The organism is Duganella sp. Root1480D1 (genome assembly GCF_001427305.1).
GTDB lineage: Bacteria > Pseudomonadota > Gammaproteobacteria > Burkholderiales > Burkholderiaceae_D > Rugamonas.
This window is the reverse complement of the sequence record NZ_LMFZ01000002.1, coordinates 113,986-128,529: the sequence shown is the minus strand read 5'-3', so window position 1 is coordinate 128,529 and position 14,544 is coordinate 113,986. Positions and strand designations below refer to the sequence as shown.

Sequence of the window (14,544 nt, the reverse complement as noted above, 5' to 3'; positions counted from 1 at the left end):
ATGACCGACCAGAACCGCCCTGCCGAAGACGATGACGGCACCCCGAAATTTGGACGCCTGCTGATCGTCCTGCTGAGTGCCGTGGCACTGATCGGCCTCATCACCTTCGCCAGCGAAGCCTATTACCGCTGAACTATCAATAGTGGGTGTCGAATTTCTTTACACTAAAAGGATTTGGCATTCACTCAATAGGCATTTCCGCAAAGAAACCACGATTGCGCTCAATAGTTTACAGCTGAGTTATTGAATCTGGCATATTTCTTGCTAATGTTCCGCCGGGACATTTGAATTTCAAGGAAGAACTATGACGATCTCGGTGTTGAGCAAAGCTTTGCAAGGTTTCGCGGCAGTTGCCGCCATCGTGCTGGCGTCGTCGGCCCAGGCCGGTCCGGTCAACCTGGTACAGAACGGCGGCTTTGAACTGACCACCAGCGGCAACGGCCAGGTGGACTTCAACACCTCCGTGGCCGGCTGGTCTGCACCTGGCGGCTACAATTTTGTCTTCGCTGCCGGCACAGCCGACACCAGCGGCGCCGCGACCTGGTTTGGCGGCCAGGACGACATTGCCCTGACGCTGTGGGGTGCCAATAACGGCGGCGCCAACGCGCTGGCAAACAGCGCCAACGGCGGCAACTTCATCGCTGCTGATGGCGCCTATGGGGTTGTCCCGATCCAGCAGGCGATCAACAACCTGGTGATCGGCACCACCTATATGCTGAAGTTTGAATGGGCAGCAGCCCAGCAGTGGAACTTTCACGGCGAAACCAGTGAAAAGTGGAGCGTGAGCATCGACGGCAATACTTTTGAAACCGCCACTTACGTTAACCCGAGCCAGGCCTCGAGCAGCTGGATGCAGGAGGCGTTCACGTTTACCGCCAAGTCCAGCGGCAGCCTGCTGTCCTTCCTGGCGGCCGGCACGCCGGAAGGCCATCCGCCGTTTTCCCTGCTTGACGGCGTTTCGCTGTTCGCCATCGGCACGCCGGACGGCGCCCCGCCGGCGGAAGTGCCGGAGCCTGCCAGCCTGCCGCTGATGCTGGCCGGGCTCGGCCTGCTGGCAGTTGCGCTGCGCCGTTGCCGCCAGCCCTGAGCTGAAACCCTGCCGTGACCGCCATGGCCGGACAGGTCCTGCGTCTCATAGTATGGCTGTGCGTGCTGTGCGCCATCTTCCTGCCGCTGGAACGCTATTTCGCAGTGCGCCAGGCGCAGCCGGGCGAGCGCCAGCGCTGGCCGGACCTGTTCTATTACTTTGCCAACAGCTTGCTGCCGATGCTGGTGCTGGCCGTGCCGTTGGCGCTCGTGACGCAGTTGTCGCGCAAGCTGATTCCTGCGGCCGTGCCTGAGACGCTGGCTGCCTTGCCGCTGGCGCAACGCCTGCTGCTGGCCTTGCTGGTTGGCGACATCGGCGCCTATTGGTCGCACCGCCTGGCCCACCATTGGCCGCCGTTGTGGCGCTTCCACGCGGTGCACCACAGCGCGGCCCACGTCTATTTCCTGACCAATACGCGCGCCCATCCGGTCGACCTGTTGTTCACGCGGCTGTGCAGCCTGGCGCCCTTGTACGCGCTCGGCCTGGCCGGCCCGGGCCTTGCCGGCAGTGCCACGCCGGTGGCGGTGATTCTGGTGGGCAGCGTGTGGGGCTTTTTCATCCATTCGAATCTCCGCCTGCGCCTGGGGCCCCTGGAGTGGCTGTTGTCGACACCGGCCTTTCACCATTGGCACCATACGCGGCATGACCACGTCGACCGCAATTTTGCAGCCATGCTGCCGATGCTGGACCGGGTTTTCGGCACCCATTACCTGCCGCGCGCCTGGCCGGCTGAATATGGTAGCGATACCGTGGTCCCGAGCGAACTCGCAGGCCAACTGGCCGCACCGTTCTCGCCGGCAGCGCCGGCCGCCAACATTAAGCGAACTGAAAATTGATCTGCCAGAATGTCGCATCCACCAATTCTACTGAACCGGCAAGGGGCGGGCCGATGATGGCGCGCCACCGTTTCACCCTGCAAATTCTTGTGCTGATTGGCGGCTGCTGGCTGTCCCTGGCGCTGGCATTGGCGGCTCCCGCCCCGGCAGCGCCAGCGGCTGCCGCCGCGGCGCCGGCCTTCAGCCTCGATCCGGCTGCAGCCTTCCACAAGAAAGCCGAAAGCAGCAACTGGCTGGGCATCCACGACCAGGTCCAGTCGCGCCACCAGGACTTGCTGGCGTCGCGCACGCTGACCATCATGCTCTACCTGCTGTGGGCCGTGATCGCGCTGGTACTGGTGTACACCGTGCGGCACTATTACTTCACCTTCAACCGCCTGTACGGCGCCCAGCGCCATCCCTACCTGGATGTCGACAGCGGCAACTGGCCCAGCGTGACGGTGCTGGTGGCCGCGCACAACGAACAGGCCGTGATAGCCGATTCGCTGCGCGCCCTGATGGAGGTGGACTACCCGCGCGACCGGCTGCGCATCATGCCGGTCAACGACCGCTCGACCGACGATACGCGCCGCATCATCGACGAGATCTGCGCTGCGCATCCGGGACGCATCACGCCGTTCCACCGCAGCGGCGGCAAGCCGGGAAAGGCGGCCGCGCTGAAAGATGCGACGGCACAGGTGGATAGCGACATCCTGATCGTGTTCGATGCCGATTATGTGCCGGGACGCGGCCTGCTGCGCCAGCTGGTGGCGCCATTCTTCGATCCGGAAGTGGGCGCCGTGATGGGCCGCGTGGTACCGCTGAATACCGGCAGCAACCTGCTGACCCGCCTGCTGGACATGGAGCGCTCCGGCGGCTACCAGGTCGACCAGCAAGCGCGCATGAACCTGTCGCTGGTGCCCCAATACGGCGGCACCGTTGGCGGCGTGCGGCGCAGCGCGCTGGAGGCGATCGGCGGCTGGCACGACGACGCGCTGGCCGAAGACACCGACCTGACCTACCGATTGCTGCTGAGCGGCTGGAAGACCGCCTACCAGAACCGCTCCGAATGTTACGAGGAAGTGCCGGAAACCTGGCCGGTACGGGTGCGCCAGATCATGCGCTGGTCGAAAGGTCACAACCAGGCCGCGTTCCGCTATGCCGGCGCGCTGCTGGCCAGCGACAAGGTATCGCTGCGCGAAAAACTCGACGGCATGCTGCTGCTGGGCGTGTTCGCCATGTCGCCGATCCTGCTGGCCGGCTGGATACTGGCCATCATCCTGTTCTATTTCGACGCCAACCACTGGCTGACGGGCGTGCTGGCCCTGTTCTGCCTGATGTCATACAGCGCACTGGGCAACTTCGCCGCGTTCTTCGAGATCGGCGCCGCTGTTTACCTGGATGGGAGCCGTGAACGCATCCGCCTGATGCCGCTGAATTATTTCGGCTTTCTGGTCAGCCTGCTTTCCATCACCATTGCCAGCTTCCGGCAGCTGCTGTTCGACGGCCTGTTCCGGCGCGGCCTGGAGTGGGACAAGACCACGCGCTACCGTCAGCCGGAGGCCAGGCCATGAGCTGGATCGTACTGTTCTTTGCCGTGCAGGCGCTGCTGTTCCTGTTGCCCTTGCTGCCGGCGCTGGTCGAATGGCGCGCCAGGCGCGACGCTCAGCCGTTAAAAGTCGTGCGCGACTACGATGGAAATATCAAGCATTTTGCCAATCGCTTCCGCCAGTTCCTCAATGACCAGTTTGCCGAGCTGGCGCTGGCCGCCGGCGCGACCGCCGTCGCGCGCAACGGCCGGCTGGCGACGGGCGACCGCTACCAGTTGGTCGGCGCCGACGGCAAGCCCGCGGTCACGCAGCAGGAGCTTGCCGCGCAGGCAATCGACCAGTTGATACTGGGCACGGGCGCGCTGGAACTGGGCCAGGGATTGCTTTACGAGAAGGAAGTGTTTGCCGCAGGCGCGATTCGCACCGGCAGCGGGAATTCCTTCCGCGCCTTGCTGGCGCGTGGCGATATCGAGCTCGGTGAGCAATGCGACGTGCTGCGCTGGGCGCATAGCGATACCCGCTTGACCGCAAGCCGCCGTGCACGCCTGTTCGGCCGGGTGTCGGCCAACCAGGAACTGGTGCTGCATGGCGAGAGCCGCTTCGGCCGCATGCACGCGCCGACCATCCGCTTCGGCGATGCGATGCCGGTGCCGCTTGCGCCACCGGTCAGCCGCAAAGTGCTGGAGCGGCCGGCGGCCCTGCTGGACGATGCCGCAGGACGCTGGCTCGCTGGCGGCGATCTGGAATTGCCGCCAGCCTGCTTCCACCAGGGCAGCCTGGTGGCGCGCGGGGGGATGACAGTGGGTGCGCACGCCATGATCGAGGGCAGCATCAAGTGCCACGGCGACCTGCACGTAGGAGCCGGGGCGCGCATCGACGGCGCACTGGTTTGCGGCGGCAATATGTTCATCGGTCCCGGCTGCGTGATCCGCGGCCCGCTGGTTTGCGAAAAAACCATCGAGATCGATACCGGCACAGTACTGGGGTCGGACTGCGCGGAAACGACCGCGAGCGCCGTTGAGATCCGCGTGCATGAAGGCGCCGTAGCGCATGGCACCGTGTGGGCGAGGGAGCTCGGCTACGTCGTTCCCGCCGCAATCAATAGCTGAAACAGGGAGAGCCACATGGGCGCAAACAGCATCCTGCTTTGCATGGGCACCAGGCCGGAAATCATCAAGATGGCGCCGGTCTACTACGCGCTGAAACACGACGGCCTGGAGCCCTTGCTGCTGCATACGGGACAGCACGAAGACATGGCCGACCCGATGTACCGCTTCTTCCAGATCCTGCCCGATTACAGCTTGCCGCTGCAGCGCACTTCCGACGCGCTGCACCACCTGTCGGCCATGTTGCTGGAGAAGCTGGGCGCGGCGTTCGAGGCCGTCAAGCCCGCAGCTGTGCTGGTGCACGGCGATACTTCCAGCGCGGCGATGGCGGCGCTGGCGGCGTTCTACCAGCATATCCCGGTCGGCCATGTCGAAGCAGGCCTGCGCTCGCACAACCGCCTCAATCCGTTCCCGGAGGAGCAGAATCGCGAGTTGATCGGCAGGCTGGCAGACTGGCATTTCGCGCCGACGGAAAACGCGCGCCTGAACCTGTTGCGCGAAAACGTGGGGGGCGACCGTATCCACATGGTCGGCAATACCATTGTCGATGCGGTGCGCCTGGCAACCACCGACCCGGAACTGGCGGGCAAGCCGGACGAATTGTCGCCGCCCCAACTGAGTGGCCTGCAGCACGCCCTGGCCGGGCGGCGCCTGGTGTTCATCACGGCGCACCGCCGCGAAAACCTGGGGCGCCCCCTGATGTCGATTTCCGCCGCAGTGCGCCAACTGCTGCTGGCCGAGCAGGACCTGGTATTCGTCTGGCCGGTGCACAGCAATCCCAAGGTCCGCGCCACGGTGGACGAAGTCTTCACCGACCTGCCGGAAGAAGTATCGGAGCGTCTCTTCCTGACGCCGCCACTGAATTATTCGACTACGCTGAACTTGCTGCGCCAGTCCTGGCTGGTGTTGACCGACTCCGGCGGCATCCAGGAGGAGGCCGCCTGCATGCAGGTGCCGGTGCTGATCCTGCGCGAGACCACGGAGCGGCAGGAGCTGGTGGCCAACGGCGGCGGGCGCCTGGTCGGCACCGACGGCGATGCCATTATCGGCGCTGTCGAGGCCTTGCGCGACGACGGCCAGGCCTACGCGGCGATGCAAGCCGCCCCCAATCCATTCGGCGACGGCTTTGCCGCCGCGCGCATCAAGGAAATCCTGATACGGAGCATGCATGATTCGTAAGTTACACCTGTCTTTCACCTGCCTGGCAGCTTTGCTGGTGGCGGGCAGCGCCGCGGCCCAGGCGGTCCCCACCGGTATGGTCGAAGCAGGCCTGTTGCATCACTCCCTGAGCGACGGATTTGGCAGCTGGGACCAGCAATTCGTGCGCGGCACGCTGCGCACTTCCGGCTCCACGGTCTGGAATGCCGACCTGGTGAATGCGCGCCAGTTCGGTGCCCACGGCACGCTGGTGGCGGCTGGCGTCACCCACGACTTCGATCAAGACTGGTACGGCAGCCTGGCCGGAAGCTATGGCAGCAGCTTCTTCTACCCGCAGGCACGCGGCGACGTGGTGATCAACCGCAAGCTGGGCGAAACCCGCAACGTGGTCGCCACCGTCGGTGCGACGGCGGTGAATGCGCGCGATGGGCACCGCGACCGCAACCTGCTGCTTGGCTTGTCGTGGTACCTGCCGAATGCCTGGGTGCTGCAAGGCGGAACGCGCATCAACCGCAGCAACCCGGGCGGCGTGATGGCCAACGTCAAATATGTCGCCGCGACCTGGGGCTACAATAAACAGCAGTATGTCGCCCTGCGCTACGATATGGGACAAGAGGCGTACCAATACATCGGCGCCGGCTCGGCGGACCTGCTGGTCAATTTCCGCAGCAACGTCTTCAGCGGCACCTGGCGCAAGTGGCTGGCCCCGAGCTACGGCTTCCAGCTGCGCGCCGAGGCCTACCATAACCCGTTTTACGATCGCCGCGGCCTGGAAGTGGCGTTGTTCAAGGAATTCTAAGCGTGAAGCAATTGCATGCATTGCAGCGCAAGATCGACGACTTGCGCTTCCGCGGCTTTGGCGGCAGCGCGATCCAGCTGCACCGATCGATGTACCAGATCAAGTTAAGCCGCATTAACCTCCTGGGTTCCCTGGCATTGCCGGCGCTGTTTACCATTGTGCTGCTTTGCCTGCTGTCGCCGATTCTCGCGTTGTGGCGCGGCCTGTTCGAATTCTGGCTGCCGCGCATCGCCCCGCTGGGCAGCGTGGCGCTGCGCCAGGTCGACCTGGGCGCCTACTACCTGGAGCTGCCATTCCCCCTGATTCCTGCCGGAGAACCTGGAAACCAGCTATGGTGGATAACGCTGGCCGGCTGCCTGGTTGCCTTGCTGGCGACTTTCCTGGTATCGCGCGACCGCTTCCTGCCATTGCAGTACATCGTGCGTGCCTGCCTGCTGGTGCAGGCCACGGCGCTGATTTTCTTCCACTACCTGCCGGGTGAATTCCCTTACGACTCGGCGCGCTACTTGGGCGATGCGCTGACGATGGCGCTGATCTTCCTGTTCATGATGCCGTGGGGACTGGGGGCGACTTACTACGTGTTTGGCTTTTCGCTGTGGCGCAAAGTGGGCTTGACTGTTTGCACGCTGGCCTACTTCGTTGTGGCCTTCCCGATGCAGTACCTGCTGCATGCGTATGTGCTGCACCACCTGACGCTGCTGTTCCTGCCATTGTTGTACCTGGTGTTCGGTATCTTCATGGACGTGATGATGTTCGTCGCCCTGTACTCCTGGGGCATGAGCTGGGGTCGCGCAGATGCGCGCGCGTAACAGGGGGACGCGCATGTTCGTGACGCTGCTGCTGACCGTGCTGGCTATCTACGCGGCGGTATGCACGCTGGTGTTTTTCCGCCAGCGCAGCATGATTTATTACCCCCAGGCGTTTGAAGGCGGCACCGTGCTGGCGTTGATCGGCGGCGCGCGCGTTGGCGTCACGCTGCATGAGCAGCCGGGGCCGTCCGCTGTGATTTACTTTGGCGGCAATGCCGAAGCGGTGGGCTACAGCCTGCCCGAACTGCAGGCAGCCTTTCCCGGCCAGTCCCTGTACCTGATGCATTACCGGGGGTATGGCGCTACCCCGGGCGAGCCAACCGAAGACGGCTTGTTTGCCGATGCCCAGGCGCTTTACGAGCATGTGCGGGCCGGGCACCCGCAAATAACGTTGGTCGGCCGCAGCCTGGGCAGCGGCATCGCAACCCGGCTCGCCAGCGTGAAGCCGGTCGACCGCCTGGTGCTGGTCACGCCCTACGACAGCATGGCTGGCGCAGCTTCGCACCATTTCCCGTGGTTGCCGGTGCGCTTGCTGCTGCGCGACCGCTATGACTCGGCCAGCTACGCCGCCAGGGTCAATGCTCCCACCACCATCTTCGCCGCAGAGCGCGACGAAGTCATTCCCCGTGCCAGCAGCGCAGCCCTGTACCGCAGCTTCCGCCCCGGGCTGGCGACTTTCCATGTCGTCCCCGGCGTCGGCCACAACGATATTTCCCTGCGCCAGTTGGCGCTACATTGAACTTTTCCCTCAGTCGACGGTCGAAGCTTCTTTTGCCGTCCAAACTGGGAGCAAGATGAATGCCACAGCCAGGCAGGCCCCTCGTGATGAGGCTGCTATTCGCGCTACAAGCGAATGCATTTCAGCACTCGCGATGCTGGTCGCTGCAATCAATAAGCTGATCGACGATCATCCGGAATTCAAGGAGCAATTGCTGCCGTCAGTAACGCACCTGGGGCAAGCCCTGGCGTGTGCTGCGACCTTTGCGAGCATCGATTTCGGCGCCATTGAGTCGCGACTATGCGCGGTTGAGGCGGCGGTGGCGCAGTTGCAGCTTGACGTTGCCCAGCTAAAAACGGACGTGGCCCAGCTGAAAGCAGACGTGGCCCAGTTAAAAGCAGACGTGGCCCAGTTAAAAGCAGACGTTGCGCAAATAAAGGCCGACATCTCGCAACTAAAGATCGACATGGCTTTGGTTAAAGCAACGCTGACCGAGCACAAGGAGCTCTTCCTGACCAAGGAAGAGTTCCACAAGGAGATGCACAAGATGACTTGGCGAGTGTATAGCTGGATGGCGGGCTTAACGGCGGCAGTCTATTTCATCGCCCGCTACGTTCACTGAAATGTAGCGAGCTTGGCGCGGATGGCGCTGCCGACGGAAATTTGCGGGTTCGAGTAGCCGTCGTCCTTGCCCGCTTCGACTTCGCGTTTGCGGATCACTTCGCGTGCGGCAGCGTGGGCTTGTTCGAAAGAGAGCGTGTGGCTGCGTATCTGTTCGTCGAACATGGCGCGGCCGAAGAAAGTCAGCTCCGATTTGTAGCCGCAGCCGTAGGAAGTGTGATTGGCGTCGGCCGCGGTCAGCACCATGGTGGCATCGTCCTTCAACGATGGTATCCAGCTACCCGAGAAGCAGGCCGACACTGCGATCACGCGGTTCCTGATGCCCGCTTCATCGAGCCATTTGCGCAGCATGGAAGGAGTCAGTTCGGTCAGTTCGAACGGCCAGAAGTCCGCCGCCAACTGGCCTTCGCGTGCACCATGCGAAGTCAGGTAGATGAACAGCACGTCTTCTTCCTTGTCCATGGTGCGCGCCACGCTGCGGATTGCCTTCTGCAGGTTCAGTGTCGTGGCCCACGGCAGTTTTTCCGCAGTCTGGAAGTGGTTCACCAACTGCAGCGTGCGGCCGGCAGTGCCGAAGCGCTGTGACATCACGTCCGCCACCATCTGGCTCTCTCGCCGGAAAACTTCATCGCCGTAAGGCGCGAATGTCAGCGCATACATATCGACCTTGCCCGGACGCTGCGGCGCCAGCGCCGCCAATTGGCGCGACAGCAGCACCGGCTGCGATTCCATCAATTCCGCCGTCAGCTTCAGGTAGCGCGAAGATTCCTCATTATTGGCTTCCTGCTTTTTGGGGTACCAGAATTCCGGCTGCCGGGTGGCCACGCCCAGCGCCACCACGCCGATCATCATGCCCGCCATGAGCGCCTGCGGCCAACGCCTTCCGCGCCCGCCGCGCGCCAGCAGCACGAGCTGCGACAGGATCATTACGGCGACCGGAATGCCCCACAAAATCCATGCGCCCCATTGCCCCAGGTAGCGCGTAGACCAGGCTTCGGACCCGCTGTACAGCAGGGCGCTAAAACACAGGCTGGCAAACAGCTCCAGCCAGACATTTTGCGCCAGCAGCATGGTGGTCAGCAATGCCAGGTCGGGCGCTGCGCCGGGACGCCCGCTCGGTCCCGTGCCGCGTGCCACCAGGGCATAGAAGGGCAGCAGGGCGAAAGGCAGCCAGCCGAAGGCGATGGCCTTCCAATAGAAGATTGCCGGCCCGTGGATATACAAGCGCTGGAACAATGCCGACACGCCCAGCACCAGCAGCACCAGGACTGCAACGACACCCGGCCCGGCGGCCAGGCCCTCCCAGCGTGGAGAACGGAAAAAGGCGGTGGATGCGCCTTCGCGCAACCACCGCCCGAGCGATTGAATAGGTTTATTGGAGCTCAAGATCTACGCGCTTGGCCTTTCCGCTTTCGCCAGGGAAGCCGGTAAAGGCGCTTTGCACCAGGGCCGGCATGACCAGCGGCGTCGATTGCTTGCGGCTGGTGTTCTGCACCGTTACGTCAAACAGCTTCTTGCCCTGCAGGTTGTTGATGGTGACGCGCAGGTTGCGGTCGTAGTTATGCTGGATGGTTTCGCGGAATTCCATCGGACCCCACATCCACGGATCGTAATACGGGCGGTAGAAACCGTAGTAGCGGTAACGGTAAGGATAGTAGCCCCAGCGCGGGTAATAACCCCATGGGCCGGGCCCGTACATCCACGGGTCGGTCGCGGTCAGGACCTTGACGGGGCGGTCGATGGTGCTGAACTGCATGCCAACGCGCAGCTTGGCGTCCTTGGTACTGGCAGCCTGGGAGAAGCCCAGTTTGGCCAGTTCACCGCTCACCAGGTTCTGGTAGCTGCGGAATTCCAGCGTGTCTTCGCCCGGGGCGGGCGTTTCAAACGTATATGATTTGTCCTGCAGGTCGCTCGGCCACTCATGGAAGACCGTAACGTTGCTGCGCAGGGTAGTGGCACAGCCGCTCAGCAACATACTGGTGGCTGCCACCAAAATGGCTAGCGCTTTCATGGCGAGACTCCTTTTTGTCCTCATAAGGCAGTTTAATCCGGCAACATGCGTTTCACCTAATTATTACAGAATGTTACCCCCACGGGGATACCGGAAAAGAATCGGGCGTACCGCTCGCCCGGTATTGGTAAAATAGCCTTCTTTGTCCTCGCTCGCTCAAACTATGCGTACCGACAGCCCGCAAACGATTTATCGTAAAGACTACACCCCGCCCAGCTACCTGGTGGAGACAGTGGAACTGGGCTTCGACCTTGATCCCGACTGCACCATCGTCGCCAACCGTGTGCAACTGCGCCATAACCCCGACAGCAAGAGCCATGACCTGGTGCTGCACGGCGAAGCTATTGAGCTGGCCGCCCTGCGCATGAACGGGGTGGAACTGAATCCAGACCAATATATTATTGGCAACAACACCCTGACCATCCGCAACGCCCCGGTCAATCTGCTGCTGGAGATCGAGACCACCTGCGCCCCGGTCGAAAACACCACGCTTTCGGGCCTGTACACCTCGGGCAGCGGTTTTTATACCCAGTGCGAAGCGGAAGGTTTCCGCCGCATTACCTATTTCCCGGACCGTCCGGACGTGATGGCGCGCTACACCGTGATGCTGCGCGCCGACAAGGAGCAATACCCGGTACTGCTCTCCAACGGCAACCTGCTGGAAGAGGGCGACCTGGGCGACGGCCGCCACTACGCCAAGTGGGAAGACCCGTTCAAGAAGCCGTCCTACCTGTTTGCCCTGGTGGCAGCGCGCCTGGTGTGCCAGGAAGAGAAATACACGCTGAAGTCCGGCCGCGAAGTGTTGCTGCAGGTGTGGGTGGAAGAGGGCAACCTCGACAAAACCGACTACGCCATGCAGTCGCTGAAAAACTCCATCCGCTGGGACGAGGAACGCTGGGGACTGGAACTGGACCTGGACCGCTTCATGATTGTCGCCGTCAGCGACTTCAATATGGGCGCAATGGAAAACAAGGGCCTGAACATCTTCAACACCAAATTCGTGCTGGCCAATCCGCGCACTGCAACCGATATCGACTACTCCGGCATTGAAGCGGTGGTGGGCCACGAATACTTCCACAACTGGACCGGCAACCGCGTCACGTGTCGCGACTGGTTCCAGTTGTCGCTGAAGGAAGGCCTGACCGTTTTCCGCGACCAGGAATTCAGCGCCGACATGATCGGCACCGACAGCGGCCGCGCCGTGACCCGCATCGACCAGGTGCGCACGCTGCGCCAGGCCCAGTTCCCGGAAGACGCGGGCCCGATGGCGCACCCGGTGCGCCCCGATTCCTTCGTCGAGATCAACAACTTCTACACCGTCACCGTGTACGAGAAGGGTGCGGAAGTGGTGCGCATGTACCAAACCTTGCTGGGCCGCGAAGGCTTCCGCAAGGGCATGGACCTGTACTTCGAACGCCATGACGGCCAGGCCGTGCAATGCGACGACTTCCGCGCCGCGATGGCCGATGCCAACCGGCGCGATTTGAAGCAGTTCGAGCGCTGGTACAGCCAGGCCGGTACGCCGATCGTCAGTGCCAGCGGCCATTACGATGGCGCCAAACAGGTGTACGAGCTGACGCTGCGCCAATCCTGTCCGGCCACGCCGGGCCAGGCCGAGAAGCAGCCATTCCATATTCCGGTGGCCGTCGGCCTGCTGGACCGCAATGGCAAGGACCTGATCCCGACCAAGGTACTGGAATTGACCAAGGCCGAGCAGGTCTTCCGCTTCGAAGGCATCGCCGAAGCGCCGGTGCCGTCGATCCTGCGCGACTTCTCCGCGCCGGTGGTACTGGAATATCCGTACACCGATGAAGAACTGCTGCACCTGTTCCGCTACGACAGCGACCCGGTGAACCGCTGGGAAGCCGGCCAGCGCCTGGCCATGGAACGCCTGCTGTCGCTGACCGCCTCCGTGCAAAAGGGCGAAGAGCTGGTACTCGATCACACCTATATCGTCGCGCTGCGCGAACTGCTGGTTGATACGTCGCTGGATCCTGCTTTCCGTGAGATGGCGTTGATCCTGCCGTCGGAGACCATAATCGGCGAGCGGATGGATGTGGTCGATCCGCAAGCAATCCACATTGCACGCCAGTTTGTACGTTCCGTCATCGGCGATGCGCTGGAAAATGAGCTGCTGGAGGTGTATCACGCCAATGGCACGCCGGGGCCATACAGCCCGGATGCACTCTCGGCCGGCAAGCGTGGCCTGAAGAATTTGGCGCTGGCCTATATGCTGGTAGAGCCTCATCCCAAAGCGGTCAAGCTGGCCGGCGAGCAGTTCTCTGCCGCCACCAATATGACCGACCGCGCCGCCGCCTTGTCCGCCCTGATCCACAGTGGCGCCGACGCCGGCAAGCAGCTCGACGCCTTCTACAAGGACTTCAAGGCTGAAGCGCTGGTGGTGGACAAGTGGTTCGCCATGCAAGGCTCCGCCCCGCACACCAACGTGGCCAAGGTGCGCGAACTGATGAAGCACCCGGCGTTCACGCTGAAGAACCCGAATCGCGCGCGCAGCCTGCTGTTCAGCTTCTGCAACCAGAACCCATCGCAATTCCACGCCGCCGACGGCAGCGCCTATGAATTCTGGGCCGAGCACGTCATCAAGCTCGACGCCCTGAACCCGCAAGTCGCCGCCCGCCTGGCACGTAGCATGGACCGCTGGCGCCGCTACGCGCCGGCGCTGCAGGTCCACATGCGCCACGCGCTGGAAAAGGTCGCCGCCACCACGCCGCTGTCGAATGACGTGTTGGAAGTGGTCAGCAAAGCACTCGCAAACTAATTAAGCACAAACCTAGGGAAACAATGAAACGTATCAGCCTGACCCAATACCTCGTTGAAGAACAACGCCAGCACCACAGCATTCCAGCCGAACTGCGCCTCCTGATCGAGGTGGTAGGCCGTGCCTGCAAAACCATTTCCCATAGTGTCGGCAAGGGCGCACTGGGTGAAGTGCTGGGTGCGCTGGAATCTGAAAACGTGCAGGGCGAAGTCCAGAAGAAGCTGGACGTGATCTCCAACGAAATCCTGCTGGAAGCGAATGAATGGGGCGGCCACCTGGCGGCAATGGCTTCGGAAGAAATGGAAGACATCCACCCGATCCCTAACCGCTACCCGAAAGGCGAATACCTGCTGGTGTTCGATCCGCTGGACGGCTCCTCCAACATCGACGTCAATGTATCGATCGGCACCATCTTCTCCGTGCTGAAAGCGCCGGAAGGCATGTCTGAACCGACCGAGAAGGACTTCCTGCAGCCAGGCGCCAAGCAAGTGGCCGCCGGCTACGCGGTGTACGGTCCGCAGACCCTGCTGGTGCTCACCACCGGCAATGGCGTGAATTGCTTCACCCTGGACCGCGAGATGGGTTCGTGGGTGCTGACCCAGCGCAATATGCAGATTCCTGCCAAGACCAAGGAATTCGCGATCAACTCGTCCAACATGCGCCACTGGCACGCGCCGGTGCAACGCTACATCGGTGAACTGCTGGCCGGCTCCACCGGCCCGCGCGGCACCGACTTCAATATGCGCTGGATCGCCTCCATGGTGGCCGACGTGCATCGCATCCTGAACCGCGGCGGCATCTTCATGTACCCGGCCGACAATAAGGACCCATCCAAGCCAGGCCGCCTGCGCCTGATGTACGAAGCGAACCCGATGGCCTTCATCGTCGAACAGGCGGGCGGCATGGCCACCGACGGCAAGCGCCGCATCCTCGACATCCAGCCAGAGAAACTGCACCAGCGCGTGCCGGTCTTCCTCGGTTCCCGCGATGAAGTGGCCCTGGTCACTAGCTACCATCAGGAAGTCGTGTAACTTTTGCAATGATGGCGCCTTGATACTAGCAAACGCTCAAGTTTGTTTGCTATAATCCGG

The 14,544-nt window shown here is 62.5% G+C and carries 14 protein-coding genes; 12 read left to right on the top strand and 2 right to left on the bottom strand.

All coding sequences use genetic code 11. From position 1 onward, the window contains the following. From ASD58_RS32490 to ASD58_RS03985, 10 genes are all read left to right on the top strand, one after another. Entirely contained in the window at window positions 1-132 is a 132-nt protein-coding gene (locus ASD58_RS32490) for a hypothetical protein (protein ID WP_255357315.1), read from the top strand. Window positions 133-304: 172 nt separating this feature from the next. Next, window positions 305-1,087: a PEP-CTERM sorting domain-containing protein gene (locus ASD58_RS04025; RefSeq protein WP_057259816.1), complete on the top strand. Its 783-nt coding sequence runs from the start codon at window positions 305-307 to the stop codon at window positions 1,085-1,087. A 23-nt stretch (window positions 1,088-1,110) separates the two neighbouring features. Then, entirely contained in the window at window positions 1,111-1,923 is an 813-nt protein-coding gene (locus ASD58_RS04020) for a sterol desaturase family protein (RefSeq protein ID WP_057259815.1), read from the top strand. A 53-nt stretch (window positions 1,924-1,976) separates the two neighbouring features. After that, window positions 1,977-3,476, top strand: coding sequence for a glycosyltransferase family 2 protein (locus tag ASD58_RS04015; protein WP_373994439.1), 1,500 nt, complete (start codon window positions 1,977-1,979; stop codon window positions 3,474-3,476). Further along, on the top strand, window positions 3,473-4,561 hold the full coding sequence (locus tag ASD58_RS04010; protein WP_057259814.1) for a polymer-forming cytoskeletal protein: 1,089 nt from the start codon (window positions 3,473-3,475) through the stop codon (window positions 4,559-4,561). The genes ASD58_RS04015 and ASD58_RS04010 overlap by 4 nt, the downstream gene beginning before the upstream one ends. Before the next feature lie 15 nt (window positions 4,562-4,576). Continuing rightward, window positions 4,577-5,737 (top strand): non-hydrolyzing UDP-N-acetylglucosamine 2-epimerase, encoded by a 1,161-nt coding sequence (gene wecB / locus ASD58_RS04005; protein ID WP_156401144.1) that lies wholly within the window; start codon window positions 4,577-4,579, stop codon window positions 5,735-5,737. Next, entirely contained in the window at window positions 5,727-6,515 is a 789-nt protein-coding gene (locus ASD58_RS04000) for a YaiO family outer membrane beta-barrel protein (protein ID WP_057259813.1), read from the top strand. The genes wecB and ASD58_RS04000 overlap by 11 nt, the downstream gene beginning before the upstream one ends. 2 nt (window positions 6,516-6,517) lie before the next feature. Beyond that, window positions 6,518-7,324 carry a hypothetical protein gene (locus ASD58_RS03995; protein WP_057259812.1) on the top strand — a complete coding sequence of 269 codons (807 nt, stop codon included), beginning with the start codon at window positions 6,518-6,520 and terminating at the stop codon, window positions 7,322-7,324. A 13-nt stretch (window positions 7,325-7,337) separates the two neighbouring features. After that, window positions 7,338-8,063, top strand: coding sequence for an alpha/beta hydrolase (locus tag ASD58_RS03990; RefSeq protein WP_200951563.1), 726 nt, complete (start codon window positions 7,338-7,340; stop codon window positions 8,061-8,063). A 55-nt stretch (window positions 8,064-8,118) separates the two neighbouring features. Continuing rightward, on the top strand, window positions 8,119-8,664 hold the full coding sequence (locus ASD58_RS03985) for a hypothetical protein (protein ID WP_156401143.1): 546 nt from the start codon (window positions 8,119-8,121) through the stop codon (window positions 8,662-8,664). Here the strand turns inward: ASD58_RS03985 and ASD58_RS03980 are convergent. Beyond that, a complete protein-coding gene (locus ASD58_RS03980; protein ID WP_156401142.1) occupies window positions 8,658-10,049 on the bottom strand; it encodes a C13 family peptidase in 1,392 nt (463 codons plus the stop codon). The genes ASD58_RS03985 and ASD58_RS03980 overlap by 7 nt on opposite strands. Further along, a complete protein-coding gene (locus ASD58_RS03975; RefSeq protein ID WP_057259808.1) occupies window positions 10,036-10,674 on the bottom strand; it encodes a DUF4136 domain-containing protein in 639 nt (212 codons plus the stop codon). The genes ASD58_RS03980 and ASD58_RS03975 overlap by 14 nt, the downstream gene beginning before the upstream one ends. 163 nt (window positions 10,675-10,837) lie before the next feature. On the opposite strand from ASD58_RS03975, the gene pepN reads away from it, so the two are divergent. Both pepN and ASD58_RS03965 read left to right on the top strand, forming a co-directional pair. Continuing rightward, on the top strand, window positions 10,838-13,453 hold the full coding sequence (gene pepN, locus ASD58_RS03970; protein ID WP_057259807.1) for an aminopeptidase N: 2,616 nt from the start codon (window positions 10,838-10,840) through the stop codon (window positions 13,451-13,453). 23 nt (window positions 13,454-13,476) lie between these two features. Next, window positions 13,477-14,484, top strand: a complete 1,008-nt coding sequence (locus tag ASD58_RS03965; protein WP_057259806.1) for a class 1 fructose-bisphosphatase — start codon at window positions 13,477-13,479, stop codon at window positions 14,482-14,484. Window positions 14,485-14,544 lie beyond the last annotated feature (60 nt).

Coding starts and splice junctions, on each gene's coding strand:
- ASD58_RS32490 (WP_255357315.1), top strand. CDS start 1: ATGACCGACCAGAACCGCCCTGCCGAAGACGATGACGGCACCCCGAAA.
- ASD58_RS04025 (WP_057259816.1), top strand. CDS start 305: ATGACGATCTCGGTGTTGAGCAAAGCTTTGCAAGGTTTCGCGGCAGTT.
- ASD58_RS04020 (WP_057259815.1), top strand. CDS start 1,111: ATGGCCGGACAGGTCCTGCGTCTCATAGTATGGCTGTGCGTGCTGTGC.
- ASD58_RS04015 (WP_373994439.1), top strand. CDS start 1,977: ATGATGGCGCGCCACCGTTTCACCCTGCAAATTCTTGTGCTGATTGGC.
- ASD58_RS04010 (WP_057259814.1), top strand. CDS start 3,473: ATGAGCTGGATCGTACTGTTCTTTGCCGTGCAGGCGCTGCTGTTCCTG.
- wecB (WP_156401144.1), top strand. CDS start 4,577: ATGGGCGCAAACAGCATCCTGCTTTGCATGGGCACCAGGCCGGAAATC.
- ASD58_RS04000 (WP_057259813.1), top strand. CDS start 5,727: ATGATTCGTAAGTTACACCTGTCTTTCACCTGCCTGGCAGCTTTGCTG.
- ASD58_RS03990 (WP_200951563.1), top strand. CDS start 7,338: ATGTTCGTGACGCTGCTGCTGACCGTGCTGGCTATCTACGCGGCGGTA.
- ASD58_RS03985 (WP_156401143.1), top strand. CDS start 8,119: ATGAATGCCACAGCCAGGCAGGCCCCTCGTGATGAGGCTGCTATTCGC.
- ASD58_RS03975 (WP_057259808.1), bottom strand. CDS start 10,674: ATGAAAGCGCTAGCCATTTTGGTGGCAGCCACCAGTATGTTGCTGAGC.
- pepN (WP_057259807.1), top strand. CDS start 10,838: ATGCGTACCGACAGCCCGCAAACGATTTATCGTAAAGACTACACCCCG.
- ASD58_RS03965 (WP_057259806.1), top strand. CDS start 13,477: ATGAAACGTATCAGCCTGACCCAATACCTCGTTGAAGAACAACGCCAG.